16 protein-coding genes are annotated in these 17,008 nt (G+C 65.1%); 4 read left to right on the top strand and 12 right to left on the bottom strand.

All coding sequences use genetic code 11. The features are described from left to right. Positions 1-124: 124 nt before the first annotated feature. The 7 genes from BLR29_RS12835 to BLR29_RS12805 all read right to left on the bottom strand — a co-directional run bounded on the left by BLR29_RS12835 (position 125) and on the right by BLR29_RS12805 (position 6,869). Positions 125-1,345, bottom strand: coding sequence for a DUF2252 domain-containing protein (locus tag BLR29_RS12835; protein WP_092137373.1), 1,221 nt, complete (start codon positions 1,343-1,345; stop codon positions 125-127). A gap of 55 nt (positions 1,346-1,400) precedes the next feature. Then, entirely contained in the window at positions 1,401-1,760 is a 360-nt protein-coding gene (locus tag BLR29_RS12830) for a cytochrome C oxidase subunit IV family protein (protein WP_092137372.1), read from the bottom strand. Between the two features lie 8 nt (positions 1,761-1,768). Then, the gene (locus BLR29_RS12825) at positions 1,769-2,476 is read right to left on the bottom strand and encodes a heme-copper oxidase subunit III family protein (RefSeq protein ID WP_092137790.1); all 708 of its coding nucleotides are present in this window, start codon (positions 2,474-2,476) and stop codon (positions 1,769-1,771) included. Positions 2,477-2,493: 17 nt separating this feature from the next. Continuing rightward, positions 2,494-3,162: a cytochrome c oxidase subunit 3 family protein gene (locus BLR29_RS12820; protein ID WP_092137371.1), complete on the bottom strand. Its 669-nt coding sequence runs from the start codon at positions 3,160-3,162 to the stop codon at positions 2,494-2,496. Further along, positions 3,159-4,916, bottom strand: coding sequence for a cytochrome c oxidase subunit I (gene ctaD, locus BLR29_RS12815; protein ID WP_092137370.1), 1,758 nt, complete (start codon positions 4,914-4,916; stop codon positions 3,159-3,161). Before ctaD ends, BLR29_RS12820 begins: the two co-directional genes overlap by 4 nt. 19 nt (positions 4,917-4,935) lie before the next feature. Further along, a complete protein-coding gene (locus BLR29_RS12810) occupies positions 4,936-6,105 on the bottom strand; it encodes a cytochrome c oxidase subunit II (protein ID WP_092137369.1) in 1,170 nt (389 codons plus the stop codon). A gap of 260 nt (positions 6,106-6,365) precedes the next feature. Further along, the gene (locus BLR29_RS12805) at positions 6,366-6,869 is read right to left on the bottom strand and encodes a hypothetical protein (RefSeq protein ID WP_092137368.1); all 504 of its coding nucleotides are present in this window, start codon (positions 6,867-6,869) and stop codon (positions 6,366-6,368) included. A 316-nt stretch (positions 6,870-7,185) separates the two neighbouring features. On the opposite strand from BLR29_RS12805, the gene BLR29_RS12800 reads away from it, so the two are divergent. Both BLR29_RS12800 and BLR29_RS32420 read left to right on the top strand, forming a co-directional pair. Beyond that, positions 7,186-7,368: a hypothetical protein gene (locus BLR29_RS12800; protein ID WP_092137367.1), complete on the top strand. Its 183-nt coding sequence runs from the start codon at positions 7,186-7,188 to the stop codon at positions 7,366-7,368. A gap of 38 nt (positions 7,369-7,406) precedes the next feature. Further along, positions 7,407-7,571: a hypothetical protein gene (locus tag BLR29_RS32420; RefSeq protein ID WP_176860939.1), complete on the top strand. Its 165-nt coding sequence runs from the start codon at positions 7,407-7,409 to the stop codon at positions 7,569-7,571. 55 nt (positions 7,572-7,626) lie between these two features. Here BLR29_RS32420 and BLR29_RS12795 read toward each other — a convergent pair whose 3' ends face one another. Both BLR29_RS12795 and BLR29_RS12790 read right to left on the bottom strand, forming a co-directional pair. Continuing rightward, the gene (locus BLR29_RS12795; protein ID WP_092137789.1) at positions 7,627-7,812 is read right to left on the bottom strand and encodes a rubredoxin; all 186 of its coding nucleotides are present in this window, start codon (positions 7,810-7,812) and stop codon (positions 7,627-7,629) included. A gap of 91 nt (positions 7,813-7,903) precedes the next feature. Next, a complete protein-coding gene (locus tag BLR29_RS12790) occupies positions 7,904-11,932 on the bottom strand; it encodes a DUF748 domain-containing protein (protein ID WP_092137366.1) in 4,029 nt (1,342 codons plus the stop codon). A 313-nt stretch (positions 11,933-12,245) separates the two neighbouring features. Here BLR29_RS12790 and BLR29_RS12785 point away from each other — a divergent pair, with 313 nt between their 5' ends. Further along, positions 12,246-13,559: an MFS transporter gene (locus BLR29_RS12785; RefSeq protein ID WP_092137365.1), complete on the top strand. Its 1,314-nt coding sequence runs from the start codon at positions 12,246-12,248 to the stop codon at positions 13,557-13,559. An 80-nt stretch (positions 13,560-13,639) separates the two neighbouring features. Here BLR29_RS12785 and BLR29_RS12780 read toward each other — a convergent pair whose 3' ends face one another. The 3 genes from BLR29_RS12780 to BLR29_RS12770 all read right to left on the bottom strand — a co-directional run bounded on the left by BLR29_RS12780 (position 13,640) and on the right by BLR29_RS12770 (position 16,035). Continuing rightward, positions 13,640-14,710, bottom strand: coding sequence for an extracellular catalytic domain type 1 short-chain-length polyhydroxyalkanoate depolymerase (locus tag BLR29_RS12780; RefSeq protein ID WP_092137364.1), 1,071 nt, complete (start codon positions 14,708-14,710; stop codon positions 13,640-13,642). 588 nt (positions 14,711-15,298) lie between these two features. Further along, entirely contained in the window at positions 15,299-15,610 is a 312-nt protein-coding gene (locus tag BLR29_RS12775) for a hypothetical protein (RefSeq protein ID WP_255371251.1), read from the bottom strand. A 137-nt stretch (positions 15,611-15,747) separates the two neighbouring features. Next, the gene (locus BLR29_RS12770; RefSeq protein WP_092137363.1) at positions 15,748-16,035 is read right to left on the bottom strand and encodes a transposase; all 288 of its coding nucleotides are present in this window, start codon (positions 16,033-16,035) and stop codon (positions 15,748-15,750) included. Positions 16,036-16,311: 276 nt separating this feature from the next. On the opposite strand from BLR29_RS12770, the gene BLR29_RS31940 reads away from it, so the two are divergent. Further along, on the top strand, positions 16,312-16,566 hold the full coding sequence (locus tag BLR29_RS31940) for a hypothetical protein (protein ID WP_143018453.1): 255 nt from the start codon (positions 16,312-16,314) through the stop codon (positions 16,564-16,566). The last annotated feature ends 442 nt before the right edge of the window (positions 16,567-17,008 follow it).

Here is a 17,008-nt window from a genome sequence, read left to right as displayed (position 1 = left end):
CCAGCTTGACGCAAGCTTGACGCGTTCCTGACGCGTTCCAGACGCACCCGGCAGGCCTGACGCCCTGCCAGTTGGCGCCCTCCCCCTGCGGGGAGGGCAGCCAGCCCCGGCACCTCCCCTCACATCACCTCTTCTTCCGGGCCAACTTCTCGGCCGCGCCCCGCGCGATGCCGTAGTCCTCGGTGTACGCCCTCCACTGCGCCAGCGACACGTCCCTTCCGTGCTTTGCCAGCCGCAGTGCCGTCGATTGCCAGCGCCCGCCCGCGGCAAAATCCTGCAACTGTTCGATCCGGTCCGCGGCATGATGGCCGCAGCCGCGCAGGTGCGCCCACGCCGCCGCGTGCGCCATCGTCGCCAGCACCGCCTGCAACGCGGCCTTGTCGCGACAATGCTCAAGGTCGACGCGATCGGTCGTCGGCTGCAGGCTCTTGACGACGTATGACGCGCTCCCCATCGGCACATAGGACAGCAGCGCCGGCGATGCGGCCTGCATGACTTGCTGGATTGCCACCACGCGTTGCGCGTCGCTGCCCCAGCGCGGCTGACTGCGCTTTGGCATGCGGTCCCATGCGCTCGGCGCGGCGCGCTTGATATCGATCAGCCGGAGCGCGGTCGGCACGTCCCGCTCATGCGCCAGCACCACATAGCGTTCCAGCCCCAGGCTCCCGACGCCGGCCACGCGTCTCGCCACATCTTCCGCCACGAACCGATGGCCGTGATGCTCCTGCTTCGAGTACTCCGCCAGGATCTCGATGCCACTGTGGCGCCCGGCCTTGTCGGCGGGCATCGCGTGGCGGTCGAACTCCAGCCGGCGCCGGCCATCACGCAGCTCCGTACGAGAAGCCAGCAGCGCACCGCGCTTGCGGCGCTTGACCTGCCGCAGCAGCGTGGCCACCAGTCCGATGGCCGTGGCACGTTCCACCCAGCGAGGCTTGCCGGCGCGCAGCGCGGTCGTGTATTCCGACAACATGTGCGTGCAGGCGGCACGGGTATCGGGCTCGGACAGCCCGAACCGTTCGCCGGCCACCATCACGCTCGACAGCATCCGGACCACGTCGACCGTCAGTGGCGCCACCATCGCATCGTCAAAATCATTCAGGTCGAAATACACCAGGCCGTTGTCGCCCTTGAACGTGCCGAAGTTCTCCACGTGCAGGTCACCGCAGACGTACGTGGTGGGCGCCTGCAACAGGTCAGCCTCCGTTGCCATCGATGCGGCATAGAGATGGTTGGTGCCACGGAAGAACGCAAAAGGGTCTGCGGCGATGGCGGCCAGCTTGAGCGTCAACCGCTCGGGATCGCGGCCGTGGTTGTAGAGCAGGATGCTTTCGGTAGCGGCGTGCATGGCTGGCAGGTTCCTCGCATGGGAGCCGCGCGGCTGGGCCGGGTGTAACCCGGCTTCAACGGAAGAAGACGCCGCGCGTGAGGAAAGTGTAGTCTGCCTCGGCCGCCATCAGCCACACCAGTACCAGCAGGCACAGCGGCGGCAGCAGGATGGCGCAGATCAGCGCCATGCGTTCCCACGCCATGTGCATGAACACGGCGATGATCAGCCCCGCCTTCAACGCCATGAACAGCAGGATCAGGAACCAGCGCAGGTAACCGGACAGGTGAAAGTAGTCCACCATGTATGACATCGTGGACAGGATGAACAGCAGGACCCACACCTTCAGGTACAGGCCGATCGGATGTTGCTGGCCGCTGTGCGCGGGCGCGTGTATCGCCGGGTCGGGCGGGGGAGCGGTGGGAGTCGATGCCATGGCCAGCCTCACCAGAGATAGAACAACGCGAAGATAAACACCCAGACCAGGTCCACGAAGTGCCAGTACAGCCCGGCGATCTCCACCACCTGGTAGTTGCCGCCCGCCTCGTAATGACCGCGCAGGACCTTGCTGGCGATCACCAGCAGGTAGATCACGCCGCAGGTCACGTGAAAGCCGTGGAAGCCCGTGATCATGAAGAACGTGGAGCCGAACTGCGCCGCCCCCATCGGGTTGCCCCAGGGCCGCACGCCTTCATCGACGATCAGCTTGGTCCATTCGAACGCCTGCATGCCGACGAAGGACGCGCCGAGTATGGCGGTGGCCAGCATCAGCAGCGCGCATTCGCGGCGCTGGCGCCGGTAGGCGAAGTTGACGGCCATCGCCATGGTGCCGCTGCTGGTGATCAGCACGAACGTCATGATCGCGATCAGGATCAATGGAATAGGCTCGCCACCGATCTGCAGCGCAAAGACTTCGCTCGGATTCGGCCAGGGCACCGTGGTGGACATGCGCACGGTCATGTAGCCGGTCAGGAAGCAGCTGAAGACGAAGGTATCGGACAGGAGGAAGATCCACATCATGGCCTTGCCCCACGACACCTTGAACGCGCGCTGGTCCGACGACCAGTCGGCCACCAGGCCCTTGAGGCCCTCCGGCATGTGATCCAGCCCGCCCGGGGACGGTTGCGTCGACGAAGTGGCTTGCGAGGACATCGTCATTCCCTCCCCTCTTATGCGGTGCCGCAGATATAGCGCACGATTTCCGGCGTCAGCCAGCCCAGCGCGGCAAGCAGCACGATCCAGACCGCGAGCAGGAAGTGCCAGTAGCGCGCGCACAGGCCGATGCGCATCACGGTGCGCGTGCCGCTGCCCCGGTCCGTCATGACGAACGCGAATCCCACCAGCCCGCCGAGCATATGCAACCCGTGCATCGCCGTCAGCAGGTAGAAGAAGCTTCCGGCCGGGTTGTTGGCCGGCACCACGTGCAGCGCATAGAGGGCTTGCCAGGCCCATAGCTGGGAGGCCACGAATGCGGCTGCGCCCAGGCCGCCGATTCGCAACGCGCGGCGTGCACGCACCATCCTTCCGGCCCGGCCCGCGCGCACGGCGACCTGCATCGCCACGCTGGCGCCCGCCAGCAATGCGGTGGACAGCCAGACCTGCCACGGCAGCGTGACTTGCTGCCAGTCCGGGCTATCCATGCGCATCGCGTACGCGGCCAGGAACAGCGAAAACAGCGCTGTCACCACGCCCATGAACACCCACAGCCCGATGCTGCCGGGTGCGCGCGTGCCATGACCATGCGTGGCGTCTCCGCCCGTCGAGCCGCCCTCGGGCGATTCGCGCGAGACGCGGAAGACCCCGGCTGGCGTGTCGGTCGCAAGCGATTCGGCGTTCATGCTACGGCTCCCCGGCTGGCATGCGGTTCGGGTTCGGCCCCGCCGGCATCAGGCGGCGCATTCTGCGCGATGAAGTCTTCCGGGGCCCCGGGCACGCTGTACGCATAGGCCCAGCGGTGCGCCACCGGCAGATGCGGCCCCCAGTTGCCGTGCTCGGGCGGCGTCTGCGGGGTCTGCCATTCGAGCGACGCCGCGCGCCATGGGTTCGGGCCGGCCGGCTGGCCGCGCCGCAGGCTCCACATCAGGTTGAAGACAAACAGCAACTGCGCCGTGGCCACCACGAAGGCCGCGATCGAGATATACATGTTCATCACATGCGCCGACTCGGGGATAAAGCTGTAGTTGTCGTAGGCGTAGTAGCGGCGGGGCATGCCCAGAATGCCCAGGTAGTGCATCGGGAAGAAGATCGCGTACGTGCCAACGAACGTCACCCAGAAGTGGATGCGGCCCAGCGTGTCGTTCAGCATGCGCCCGGTCACTTTCGGATACCAGTGGTAGATGCCGCCAAACACCACCAGGATCGGCGATACCCCCATCACCATGTGGAAGTGCGCGACCACGAAATACGTGTTGGACAGCGGAATATCCACGCTCACGTTGCCGAGGAACAGTCCCGTCAGGCCGCCGATCACGAACGTGCTGATGAACGCGATGGCAAACAGCATCGGCACCGAGAAGTGAATATCGCCGCGCCACAGCGTGATGACCCAGTTGTAGACCTTGATGGCCGTGGGCACCGCGATGATCAGCGTGGTCGTGGCAAAGAAGAAGCCGAAATACGGATTCATCCCGCTGACGAACATGTGGTGCGCCCACACCACCACGGACAGCAGGCCGATGGCCAGGATCGCCCAGACCATCGTGCGGTAGCCGAAGATGCTCTTGCGCGAATGCACGCTGACCAGGTCAGACACGATGCCGAACGCCGGCAGCGCCACGATATAGACCTCGGGGTGACCAAAGAACCAGAACAGATGCTGGAACAGCAACGGGCTGCCGCCCTTGTAGTTGAGCTGCTGGCCCATCGACACCATCGCGGGCATGAAGAAGCTGGTGCCCAGCGTCTTGTCCAGCAGCATCATCACGCCGGACACGAACAGCGCCGGAAATGCCAGCAGCGCCAGGATCGTCGCCATGAAGATGCCCCACACGGCCAGCGGCATGCGCAGCATCGTCATGCCTTCCGTACGGGCCTGCAGCACCGTGGTCACGTAGTTCAGGCCGCCCATCGTCGCGGCGACGATGAAGATCACCAGCGACACCAGCATCAGGATGATGCCCCATTCATGGCCCGGCGTGCCGGGCAGGATGGCCTGTGGTGGATAGAGCGTCCAGCCCGCCCCGGTTGGCCCGCCGGGAACGAAGAAGCTGGCCAGCAGCACGATCACCGACAGGAAGTAGACCCAGAAGCTCAGCATGTTGAGGAACGGGAACACCATGTCGCGCGCGCCCACCATCAGCGGGATCAGGTAGTTGCCGAAGCCGCCCAGGAACAATGCCGTCAGCAGGTAGATCACCATGATCATCCCGTGCATGGTGACGAACTGGTAGTAGCGGTTGGCGTCGATGAAATCGAACTTGCCCGGAAACCCCAGCTGCAAACGCATGAGATTGGACAGCGCCACGCCCACCAGCCCCACCACGATGGCGACGATGGTGTACTGCACGGCAATCACCTTGTGATCCTGGCTCCAGACGTAGCGCGTCCAGAAACTCTGCGGACCGTGGTGGGCGGCATCATCGGCGTAGGCCATCTCTTCCTCCCGCTTTGTGTCACTGCTTGCCGGCCTGCGGCGTCCCGGCGGCGCCGGTGCCCAGCGCACGGATATACGCGGACAGTGCCGCCACTTCGGCATCGGTCACCGGCATCTTGGGCATCAGGGGTCCGAAGCCCTTCACGACCCGGGCCTGCGGATCCTCGATTTCCTTTTTCAGGAACGCATCGTCGACGGGCGCGCTGCTGCCATCGACAAACGCCTGCGTGCTGCCGAACAGCCCCTTCCACGTCGGCCCCACACCGGGGCTGCCATCGATGCTGTGACATCCGACGCAGCCCTTGCTTTGGGCCAGCGCGCGTCCCTGCTCGACCAGGTCCGTGCCAGCGGCGGACGGGGTAGCCGCCGTGCCGGGCGCCGCCACCGGCGGTGCGCTCTTCGCCATCGTCAGCGCGAACGTCGGCTGCTTTGCCAGCCACGCGTCGAAGGCCGCCTGATCCTCCACCACCACATGCCCGCGCATGTTGTAGTGCCCCACGCCGCAGAGCTGCGCGCAGAGGATGTCGTACTTGCCGGCCTGCGTGGGCGTGAACCAGAACGACGTCACCATGCCCGGCACCATGTTCATCCGTGCGCGAAATGGCGGCACGTAGAAGTCATGCAGCACGTCCTTGGAGCGTAGCAACACCTTGATCGGGCGATTGAGCGGCAGGTGCACCTCGGGGCCGACCACGATCACATCGTCCTGCCCGTTCGGGTCGTCTGGATTCAGCCCGAGCGGATTGCCGGCGTTGACGAAGCGCGGATCCGAAGTACCGAGCTCGCCACTCTTGCCCGGAAAACGGAACGCCCATTGCCACTGCTGCCCCACCACTTCCAGCACCATGGCCTCGCGCGGCGGCCGCACGTAGTCGGCATACACGATCAGGCCGGGCGCCAGCAGCGCCATGATGCCGACCGCGGTCAGGCCGGTCAGCCAGAGATCCATCTTGCGGTTTTCCGGCTGGTAGGCCGCGCGATGCCCTTCGCGATGGCGGTAACGCCAGACGATGTAGCCGATGAACAGGTTGATGACGATGAAGAAGATGCCTGTGATGACCAGGGTAATGGTCAGCGTGTCGTCCATCTGCTTCCAGTTGGACGCAAGCGGCGTCGCCCACCACGGGCTCAGGAAATGAAAGAGCACCGAAGCGACGACGAGGACAACGAGTGCGATGGCCATCGCCATATCCACCCTCCTCCACACGGCACCGTGCCGCGAGGGATGTGCAAGTCACGCAGGTGGAATAAGACTAGTGCATCGGCTCAGGTCACTGCAAGGCGACATCCGCACATGCGTGTGCGGCGCTGCACCAGGCACACGCGGGATGCGGCGCAGCATAAAAAATGGCGGATGGGATTCGCGATCCCAACCGCCATCGTTGCCGCGCGCGGCCCGTGTAATAGCAAAGCGCGCGACGCAACCGGTACATCCCAGGCAGGACGCCGCTAATGCGACACGTCGCGCGACTCCAGCTTCCAGTAGCACAGCGCGATGCATATGCCGAAGATCATGTGGCCCACCAGCGTGTGCCAGCCGCGCGCGTCGACAAACCACGCGAACATGCCCGTCATCACGTAGAAGTTGAACAGGTAGACCACCACGCCGAACACGGCTCCGGCCAGCATGGACATGCCGATACTGGAATCCAGCTGGAACGGCGCGATGATTGCGCAAAGCACCATGCCCAGTATCGCGCCCAGCACGAAGTGGATCACCAGCGCCGCGGCCACCGTGGCCATGCTGAACAGCGAGGTCTGCAGCACCTCCGGACCCATCACGATCGCCGCGATCATCCGCGTGGTGGCCCACGGGTTGATGCCCGACACCATGGTCGACCAGAACAGTTCCACCACGATCAGCAGCGCGCCCGCCGCCAGCCCCGATACGGCAGCCGCACCCCAGTCGGGCAGGCGGCGCACGTAGTGGTGCGATTGCATGTGAAGTTCCATAGCGCCCTCCAGCGTCCTTCGTCTCCAATCGATCTCTACGCGACGCTCGGCCAGGCCATGGGGTCGCGCATGTGTCCAGCATAGGATACGCGCCGCAAGCGCGGCATACGGTGCGGGGGAAACGCCACGGTCTGCAGCGTGCCCGGCGCAAAACACGCGATGAAAGTCTTCGATCCGATACTTCTGGCGGCAGTGAGGGCGGGACGGATGCGGACTGCGCAGGCAAGCGGTGCGGGAGAACCCCGAGCGCGCTCGCCTTGTATTCGCCACACAGGACCTATACTGAATTCACAAAGAAGCAAGACAGGAGACCGCCATGCTGCACCTTCAGGCGCATGATCTTGTATTCCTGATCCCCATGGCACTCGTCGGGCTGTTGGCGATGGGTGCGATTCCGGTAGCCGCCAAGGCGCTTCGCATCAGTTGCCGTTGCGCGGGCGCGATCATCGGTGTCCTGCTTGGGGTGCTGGTACTCGAGGCGCTGCCGCTATTGATCTAGCGGCCTGGCCTGGCGCCTTTTGAGAGAGGGGAGGCGCGATGTCGCTCACCGTGATCGCCACGATCATGGCGACGCTGCTGATCGTGACCGTGGCCACCGCATTCTGGCGTTGCAGCCATCCGTACCGGATGCGCTACACGCGATGCGCGCGCCGGCGCGGGCGCGGGCGCGTCGGCATCTTCCGTTCGACACAGCGCCACTAGCGCGCCGTGCCGGACTGTGCGTTGCCAGGCGGCAACGCATTCCATCACCGGATGATCAGAGCTCGATCATCGCAAAGTCTTCCTTCGTCACATCGCATTCCGGGCAACGCCAGTCCGCCGGGATGTCTTCCCAGCGCGTGCCGGGGGCGATGCCGTCATCGGGCCAGCCCTGTTCCTCGTCGTACACCCATCCGCAAATGATGCAAACCCAGGTCTTGTAGACAACGGCTTCCTGCTGCAAAACGCTCTCCGAATCGAAAAATGGACCGGCCGAATGATACGCGGTTTGGCGGCGGCGCGCCTCAGGCGCCGCCGCCGCCAAACCGCTCCGGTCACTGACGAATCGAGAAATCGACGCGATTCGGGGCGCCCTTGTCCTTGATGCCTTCGGCGGTGAGCTTTGGCGCCGTCAGGAAGAGTTTCGCATCCGGCACTTTGCCGTCATTTTCGAGCGATTGCTTGACGGCCAGCGCACGCTGGTCGGCCAGGGCACGCAGTTCGGTATCCGTCACTGGGGCGTTCTCCAGCAGCAGCTTTTCCATTTCCTGCGTCGGCAGCGACTTGGTCAGGCCGATGAAGTTGCGGGGCTTCTTGAACGATTCGCGCTTGTAGACCGCTTCCAGGTACTTCGGATATTCCTGCGGCGATACGGTCACGCGCGCGCCCTGCTGGCCACCTTCGCCCTCCTCGGCCTGGTCGCCCGCCTGCGCGCTGCGGCGCAATTCGCGCTGCTTGGCATCGGCCACGCGCTGGTTCAGCCAGACGCGGCGGGCGCCATCGGCATCCGTGGCCGGGTCGATACGGCCGCTGATCTCCAGCCTCAGCGACGGCCGGTCGTTCAGCGCCTTGCCCACGGTGGTGATCTTCTCGCGCGCGGCATCGTTCAGCGTGGAGGAGCCCGGCGCAAACTCGATATAGCCAAGCTCCTCGCCACTGCCGCCGAACGCCGATGCAATCAGCGCGAACGGCGACGTGATGGCCTTGGCCAGCAGGTTGACGATCACGCGCACGATCACGCCGCCGATGCTGAACTCGGGATCGGACAACGACCCCGACACCGGCAGGTTGATGTCGATCACGCCATTGCGGTCCTTGAGCAGCGACACCGCCAGCAGCACCGGCAGCTTCACCGCATCCGGACTATCCACCTTGTCACCGAACGTGAGCTGGTCGAGGTAAAGGTGGTTCTTCGCGTCAAGCTTGCCGTTCTCGATCTTGTACGCCACATCCACCGTGAGCTTGCCCTTGGTGATCGGGTACCCGGCGTACTTGGCCGCATACGGCGTCAGGCGCGTCAGCTCCACGCCGGCGGCCTTGGCGGCGATGTCCAGGAAAAGCTGCTCGCCAAGCGGATTGATCTTGCCGCTGATGCTGACCGGCGCGTCGTCATCCAGCCTGCCATCGAGCACCAGGTCCGCGGGCGTGGGGTCGCCGGACGACACCTTCGACACCGACCCCTTCATGTCGGTCAGGTTCGCGGTGTAGTTGGGCTTGACGAAGAAGTCCGAGAAATTGATGTTGCCTTTGTTGATGGCCACCCCGCCCAGCCGGATCTGCGGGCGCGTGCCCGCTGGCGCAGGCGCAGCGGCGGCAGGCGCCTGGGCGGCGGGCGCGGATGCGGGGCTTGCCTGCGTCAGGCTGGTGGAAGGCGCCGCCTCCCCCTTCGCCGCGCCGCCGGCCATCACGTCCTGCAAGTTCAGGCGGCCGTTGGCATTCAGGATCACGCGCGCATAGAAATCGGACAGCGCCACGTTGTTGATGCCCAGCTGCAACGGCCCCTTGGCATCATCCATGTTGAAGTCGATGCCGGTCACCGCCAGGCTGCGCCAGCGCAGGAAGTCCTCGCCGGTGATGCGGTCCACGGAGCGCAGATTGCCCGCGATGGCGTTACCGCTGAAGCGCGCCGCGATCGGCTTGCCGGCTGGAGCATTGACGCTCAGCTTGCCCTTCACGGTCATCACGCCGCTGCGCAAGGCCGCGTTGAACCGATCCGCCAGGTACGGCTGCAGCGGGGCAACGTCGAGTTCGCGCAGATCGAGCTGGAGCTGCGCTCCCGGCGCGGTCGGCAGGATATCGCCCTCCATGTTCATGACGCCCTTGCGGCCGCTTTCCGCATGCAGCTTGACGGGCACCGGCGCGGCCGCAAGCGGCCACGAGATCGCGCCGGTATCCAGGCCGACATTGCGGAACTGGTGAACCACCGGGCGGCCACGGTTGGCGTCAGCCGGCTCGTAGTCGGCCAGCCGCGCAGCGCCGCGATCGACCGATACCTTGCCGAGTCGCACCTTCCAGCCGGGCGCCGCACCACTGGTGCCGTTGGCGGCAGTCGCGGCGTTGGCGCCATTGGCGGCGGGCGTGGCGGGCCGCAACGCCTGCGGGGCTTGCGGCGCCTTCGCCGGCGCGGCCTTCTGCTCCGCCGATGCGGCGGCCCAGATGCGCGCCATCTCCAGCAGTTCGCCGCGATGATCCCGCGTGGCTGCTATCTGCGGCTGCACCAGCGACACCTGCCCCGCCGCGAAGCTTTGCTTGGCCAGGTCGAGGTTGATGTCTTCCACCACGAGCTTGTCCGCCTTGACGAGCGGCAGGTTGGCGCCCTCCAGGTCAGCCACGCGCGGCTGGGTGCGCGTCACACGGACGGCACGCCCCTTGTTGCGACCATTATTGCGATCGGCGTTGTCCGCGCGATCCTGGCGGCCGGCGCGGTCGGTGTTGTCCGCCGCAGGCGTCGCCGGCAGCTTGACCGGCTCGCGCGTCGTCACGTAGACCGGGGAGAGTTCCAGCCGCGATTTCTCGAGCGTGAACTGGAACACCGGTTGCGACCAGGCCATCTTGTAGTGCAGTTCCGCGTTGACGCCGGTCTCGCCGAACTGGCTTTGCAGTTCGCGCGGCCACCATGCGGAGAAGCCCTGCGGACGCAGCCCCGTGGACTCCAGCGTGCCGGCCAGCGTGCCTTGCTTCAGGCCCAGTTCGCCCGTGTGCTTCAGCGTCTGGCCATCGGCGATGGTCACCGTGGCGTTGAGCGTGGCGGGCTTGTCGCCCGTGCTGGCCAGACCGGTCACATCCACGTTGACGGGGCCGATGTCGAGCTTGCCGGGACCCGACGGCGCGAGCTCATCCGCAAATCCCAGCTTCGCCTCCTTCAGCGTCACGCGGTCCACGGCGTACGACCACGGTGCGCTCTCCGCGGCGGGCGGTGCCTGCACGCCAGCGGCGGCTGGCGCCGATGCCGGCGCGGGCCGGGGTCCGGCTGCGGCGGCTGAGGCGGGTGTGGCCGCGGGCGCGGGCGCCTTGGCTGACTCGGGCAGGAAGGCTGTGGCCAGGTTCAGTGTGCCGTCGGCGCGGCGGGCCGCCTGCAGGCCGAGCCCTTCGAGGTCGATGCTCTTGACGTGCGCCGTGTGCGCAAGCGGTTCCACGCGATCCAGGTCCACGGCCAGCTTGCCCGCCTTGATCAGCGGAGCACCGGCATGGGTCTGGACGTCGGCATCGCGCAGCGTGATCGTGCCGGAGACAAACAAGTCCTGCTTGTCCTTCGCCTGCAGGAAACCGACCTTCAGCCGTGTATCGACAAGCCCGCCCTTGACCTCGGCATCCTTGAGGCGCGGAGCGAACGGCATGTACTTCGCAACCTCCAGGCCATCCAGGTTGACGTTGAGATGGGTCTCGCGCGTATCGGCAAACGGCTGCGACGTGCCGTCCAGCGCCAGCGGCGTGCCATTGATCTTGGCGAAGAGCGTCGGGCGCGTGTTGATCGTGACGTCGTGCGGCAGGTTGGACAGGAACGGCAGCGTCAGCGTGAAATTCTCCACGCGCTGCGTGGTATCGAGCGGCTTGTCCTCGTAGACAAAGCTGCTGTTGGTCACGGCGATATTGCTGACGGAGAAGCGCGCCGGCTTGCTGTCGGCCGGCTTGGGCGGCTGCGCGGCAAAGCGCTCCTGCACATCGGCAAAGTTCATGCGGCCGCTGGCGTCGCGCACCACGTGCACGGCCAGCCGGTCGATATGAAGGAAATCGACCACCGGGGCCAGGTGCCAGACCGATGCGGCCGACGTGTTGGCTTCGACCTCGCCGAGCGTCACCATCGGCGTCTTGCCGTCGGGCTCGAAGATGGTCAGGTCCCTGAGCGTCGCGGCCAGCTCGAACGGCCGCACATGCGCCTCGCCCAGCGTGACCTTGCGTCCCAGTGACTCCGTCGCGTTTTTCTCGACGAGGTATTTGATCAGCGGCGGACCGCCGAAATATCCCGCGAGCCCGAATACCGCCACGGCGGCCACCACGCCGCCTGCCACACGCACCGCCACCCGCCGGCGAGGCGTCGCCATGGCGGCCCCGGTGGCGGACTGGATGGAATCCTTGAAAGCCATGTCACCCCAGAAGATTTGACCCCACACGCCCAACTTTCATGGCGCTTTGTGCCCCGGATTTCACTTTTTATTTCATTATGGACACGGATTATGGCAGCGCAAAGGGAGATTTTGAATCGCCGGTTGCGCGAGCCCAGAGGCCGATTGGGTTGATCTGGTATCTTTACGCCTTTGCGAAGCGTCAGTCGCAAGCCTGCCGGCCTACCCGCCATTCCAGGTTCGCCAAATTCCGCGCTGTCATCCCTTCGGCCGTCTCTCTCACGTCACCCGTGTTGCGCGCTTCGCATGTGAATTCATCCATGCGAGTCATTTCATGTCCACCTCCAGCAGTACTGCCGGGGCACTGGGTGCGCAAGGCGGCAAAGCCGCACGCCCGCTGACCGGCCAGGATTACAAGACGCTTGCCCTTGCCGCCCTCGGAGGCGCGCTCGAGTTCTACGATTTCATTATTTTTGTCTTCTTCGCCACGGTGATCGGCCAGCTGTTTTTCCCGCCGACCGTGCCGGATTGGCTGCGCCAGCTGCAAACCTTCGGCATCTTCGCGGCCGGCTACCTGGCCCGTCCGCTAGGCGGCATCATCATGGCGCACTTCGGCGACCTGCTGGGCCGCAAGAAGATGTTCACGCTGTCCATCCTGCTAATGTCCGTGCCGACGCTGCTGATGGGATTGCTGCCCACCTATCATGCGATCGGCCTGCTGGCCCCCGTGGCGCTGCTGCTGCTGCGCATCCTGCAAGGCGCGGCGGTCGGTGGCGAAGTCCCCGGCGCATGGGTGTTCGTCTCGGAACACGTGCCCAATCGCCATATCGGCTATGCCTGCGGCACGCTGACCGCGGGCCTGACGGCCGGCATCCTGCTGGGCTCGCTGGTGGCGACGGGTATCAACACCGTCTTCACCCCGGCGGAGCTGGCGGACTATGGCTGGCGCGTGCCGTTCCTGCTGGGCGGCGTGTTTGGCATCGGCTCGATGTACCTGCGCCGCTGGCTGCATGAGACTCCGGTGTTCGCCGAGCTCCAGCAACGCAAGGCGCTGGCCGAGGAAATGCCGCTGAAGTCCGTCGTGCGCGATCATCGCGGCGCGGTGCTGGTGTCGATGCTGCTGACCTGGATGCTGTCCGCCGGTATCGTCGTGGTGATCCTGATGACGCCGACGTTCCTGCAGAAGCTGTACGGCTTTGACGGCCGCACGGCGCTGGTGGCCAACAGTGTGGCCACGCTGTGCCTGTCGGTCGGCTGCGTGGTGGCTGGCGTGCTGGCCGACCGCATCGGCGCGCGCCGCACGCTGTTCGCTGGCGGCATCCTGCTGGCCGCCACGGCCTACGCGCTGTACACCATGATCGGCGCCCGCCCGGACCTGCTGCTGCCGCTCTACGCGCTGGCCGGCTTTTTCGTCGGCACCATCGGCGCGGTGCCTTACGTGCTGGTGCACGCGTTTCCGGCGCAGGTCCGGTTCTCGGGCCTGTCCTTCTCGTACAACATGTCCTACGCGATTTTCGGCGGCCTGACGCCGGTCGTCGTCACGCTGATGCTGAAGAATGATCCGCTGGCGCCGGCGCACTATGTGGTCGGCGTCTGCCTGATCGGCATCATCACCGCGCTGTTTGTGCGCAATCGCGCGCGCGGCTGACAGGGCCGCGACCTAACGGGCGCGTCCAAACAAAAACGGGGAAGGCCAGAAGCCTTCCCCGTTTTTTTGTTGCCTGCGATTTATGCCGCGGCGCGCCGATGCTGGCGGAAAAACTGCCACATCAGCTCGCTGGCGTTCGGGCCGGTCTCGCTGTGATAGCGGATCTTGCCGTCGCCACCACTCCAGGCGTGGCCCAGCCCTGCCACTTCGACCAGCCGGACGAGATCGCGATTCCAGCGGCCGAAGCGCGCTTCGCGGAAATCGCCGTCCGGCACCGGCGGGGCGTCGTTGGCCGCCGCCGTGCCCAGGCGATCGTCGAGCCGGTTATAGGCCAGGAACTGCCGTGCCAGCTGGCGCCCGTTGACCGGATGCACGGCGTCGTCGGCCATGCCGTGCACCACGATCGCGGGCATTTCCGGACCGCCAGGCGACACCCCGGCGGCATCCAGCAGCCACGCGGGCTCGGCGGTGGACCCGTGCTGCATGGCCTTGAGCCCCGCGCGCGGGGAATCGGCGGCGCCGATCACCACGCCGGAATGCAAGCCAACGGCGGCCACCTTCTGCGGATAGCGCAGCGCCACCACGGCCGCCATCGCGGCGCCTGCGGACAAACCCGCCAGGTAGATTTCATCCGGCCGCACGTCCGGCCGGCCGGCCAGTTCGTCGATCAGCATCGCGACGGCCTGGGCCTCGCGCCCGCCCTCCTCGGCGGCCAGATCAAACCATTGCCAGCAACGATGGACGGATCGCCGCAGCGGTTGCTGCGGGTAGACAACGATAAAGCCCTCCCGCTCGGCCAGCGCATTCATGCCTGTGCCGGCGGCCAGATCTTCCGGCGTCTGGTGGCAGCCGTGCAGCATGACCACCACCGGTAATGCGCCCTTGGCGCGGGATGGAATATAGAGGCGATACGACAGTTGCGGGACGAGTTCGCCCGGCAATGGCGCCAGTCCGAGGCTGTGGGACTGCCAGGCGCCCGGCAAATCGCCTGGCGCGGGATCGCCGACCGCGGGATTGCGGGAGCGGCGGGTAGCCGGTTGCGCCATATCCAGGCGCCCCAGCCACGATCGGAATTGCTTTGCGGTCCGGAATTGCGCGCGACCGATTTGTCGCAATTGCGCTTCCCAGTCCGTGGACATGCTTTTGACCATGTGAAGACTCCTGCTCGTCTTGGAACGGGTCCCCTCCCTTGTTGTGCGACGCAGCATAACACAGGCATCGTGACGAGATCGGCAGTATTGTCTGCAAGACACAACATGAATATTTGAAACAATTCCGGGCTTGCAGCGTGCGGGCGCCGGGCAGCGGATGGGTCGGTCGAAAACACCCACATCAGCACCACAAAAGAATGCAGAACCGCTCGCGATAAAGGCCGTTAGCTGGCTTTTATGCTGGACGCGGGCAAATGAACACCAGACGAATTCGCTGGAATGACCCGGAACTCGCCCGATAGCGGTGCCTCCTCCTGCACCTCGTGCCTGTCCTGTATGGTCTACCGATGGGGTTGTGGCGCCGCAGCGAGCGGGGACCTCCCGTCGCTATTCCCGGCACGACTCCGCCAGCGTGGGGGCGACACCCTGAGCACCCAGGGCAAGCCGGCATGGCGGTCTGGTTCACGTCGAGGTAGTTGTCGCGGTTGACGTCAATGTCGACATCGTGCGATCGCCGTGGCCTTCAGCGTGCTCGCCGACTGCGCTTCTGCCCGCAGTCGGCCGCACACAATCCCTGGCTCGGCGCGCTTACTTCTTCGCCTGCGCGCACTCCTGGCGATAGGCCTCTTCCAGTCGCTTGCGATCCGGTGCCCGCTCCAGCGTGGAATAGGTGCGGCCGTCAGCAGTGGTGACGGTCGATTTGCCTTGCGACCATTGCGGCCCCTTGGGCAAGGCGCTGAGTTGGTCCAACAGCGACTGGCAGCGCTGGCGCTGCGATGCACTCAGCGTGCCGTCGGTGTCCTCCACGGTAGCCGTGGCAGGATCGAGCATGCGCGGCGGCGGCGGGGCCACCATCGGCGTGGACGGATCCAGCGGCGGCGCCGCCCCCGCCTGGCCCATGGACAGTCCGAGCCACAGCGCCACGCCCAATGCTGCAAAAAACCTATTCACCCAATACTCCAGAAATCGACGCATCGCCTGCACGGTGCGCCTGCAAAAAAACCCCGGTATGCACGGCGCCGGCCACGAACCGGATGTCAGTGGTCCTTGCCGTTGCCGTGGCGGCCGGTACGGTTGCGCAGCAATTCCAGCTTGAGCAGCGCGTCCGCAAGCATACTCTTCAGGCGTGCGTTCTCCTCCTGAAGCTGCCGGATCCGCCGTCCATCGGGTGCATCCGCCTGGCGCGGCGAACCATACTTCGCGCGCCACCCGTAGAAGGATGCATCGCTGAAGCCATATCGCGCGCAGAGCTCCCGCACGGGCACGCCATTGGCGGCCTCGGCCAGATACATGCGGATCTGCTCTTCCGAATAGCGTCTGTTCACACCCTTGCCTCCGCTCGCCGAGTGCCCGCGCGGCGGGCGCGCTGGCCTGCCGACCTTGCCGTACGTTAGCCTACGGCTCGCGCAAAAGGCAATTCAGTGTCTTCGCGGCGCGAGTTAAGCAAATTGAGCGGAGATTCCAGCCAGCTCGGCAAGGCACCGTGAAGGGCATTTGGGATGCGCGCGCCGATACGCGTGGCGCATGGATTCATCCGCGGGTGCGTTGGAGGAAGCGCATCTGCGGCACTTTCGAAAACGCGACCAGGAAGCTGCCAAGGGATGAGCGAAGAAACTGCCTGGCGCGTTGCAAGGGGACGTTCTCTGGAGCCGCCGAAAGCGTCGTTCAAGCGCAGCGAAAATGCGCTGACGGATCGACGTGGCGCGGGCCGTGCAAGAGCCTCATCGACGCAATCGGAGCACGTAAATTTTGTCACTCCAATTTGGAAAAAACCGATTGCGAGGCCAGCAAAAAACAATCGCATTAAACCGCAAATTGCACACGTCGATTGCTTTCGAATGACGTACGACATGTGACATCGACGCCCATATTCCTTTGCGGCAAGCGGGTTTCGGCGTTGTCTTCTTGTCCGGACAAAGTAGCGTTGGATCTCATCGAATTGCAAGAATTCGAACCACGTTCCTAGTAGTTCTTAAGATGTTGTATTAAGATTCCTCGGCATCAACTAAATTTCGAAACGCCTGCAAAGCACGCCACCCGGTATTTGCAGACAGGCGTCCCGACGGCACCACACCTGACTGGCAAATACAGGTGATGAACAGCGAGCCGCCGCCACGTACCGGCCTGAAGGCAGAGGAAGCACTGCCGCAATGTGCGATATCAGTCGCCCTGTTGCGTCATGTAGCTTGCCAGTTTGATCAGTGACCCGGGCAAACCTAATCCCCCGCCCAAGCAGTCTCAAGCATCGACCGCCGTAAGGCGCACTGCGTTTCGCGTGTGCCGGCCTCAAAGGTTGCA

It is taken from the genome of Cupriavidus sp. YR651 (genome assembly GCF_900101625.1).
Lineage (GTDB): Bacteria > Pseudomonadota > Gammaproteobacteria > Burkholderiales > Burkholderiaceae > Cupriavidus.
This window is presented reverse-complemented; position numbering and strand designations above follow the sequence as displayed.

Excerpts from the sequence above, each read along its gene's own strand:
- BLR29_RS12790 (WP_092137366.1), bottom strand. The coding sequence starts at position 11,932 with ATGGCTTTCAAGGATTCCATCCAGTCCGCCACCGGGGCCGCCATGGCG.
- BLR29_RS12835 (WP_092137373.1), bottom strand. The coding sequence starts at position 1,345 with ATGCACGCCGCTACCGAAAGCATCCTGCTCTACAACCACGGCCGCGAT.
- BLR29_RS12830 (WP_092137372.1), bottom strand. The coding sequence starts at position 1,760 with ATGGCATCGACTCCCACCGCTCCCCCGCCCGACCCGGCGATACACGCG.
- BLR29_RS12780 (WP_092137364.1), bottom strand. The coding sequence starts at position 14,710 with ATGGTCAAAAGCATGTCCACGGACTGGGAAGCGCAATTGCGACAAATC.
- BLR29_RS31940 (WP_143018453.1), top strand. The coding sequence starts at position 16,312 with ATGAGCGAAGAAACTGCCTGGCGCGTTGCAAGGGGACGTTCTCTGGAG.
- BLR29_RS12785 (WP_092137365.1), top strand. The coding sequence starts at position 12,246 with ATGTCCACCTCCAGCAGTACTGCCGGGGCACTGGGTGCGCAAGGCGGC.
- BLR29_RS12820 (WP_092137371.1), bottom strand. The coding sequence starts at position 3,162 with ATGAACGCCGAATCGCTTGCGACCGACACGCCAGCCGGGGTCTTCCGC.
- BLR29_RS12825 (WP_092137790.1), bottom strand. The coding sequence starts at position 2,476 with ATGTCCTCGCAAGCCACTTCGTCGACGCAACCGTCCCCGGGCGGGCTG.
- BLR29_RS12810 (WP_092137369.1), bottom strand. The coding sequence starts at position 6,105 with ATGGCGATGGCCATCGCACTCGTTGTCCTCGTCGTCGCTTCGGTGCTC.
- BLR29_RS32420 (WP_176860939.1), top strand. The coding sequence starts at position 7,407 with ATGTCGCTCACCGTGATCGCCACGATCATGGCGACGCTGCTGATCGTG.
- BLR29_RS12800 (WP_092137367.1), top strand. The coding sequence starts at position 7,186 with ATGCTGCACCTTCAGGCGCATGATCTTGTATTCCTGATCCCCATGGCA.
- BLR29_RS12775 (WP_255371251.1), bottom strand. The coding sequence starts at position 15,610 with ATGGGCCAGGCGGGGGCGGCGCCGCCGCTGGATCCGTCCACGCCGATG.
- ctaD (WP_092137370.1), bottom strand. The coding sequence starts at position 4,916 with ATGGCCTACGCCGATGATGCCGCCCACCACGGTCCGCAGAGTTTCTGG.
- BLR29_RS12805 (WP_092137368.1), bottom strand. The coding sequence starts at position 6,869 with ATGGAACTTCACATGCAATCGCACCACTACGTGCGCCGCCTGCCCGAC.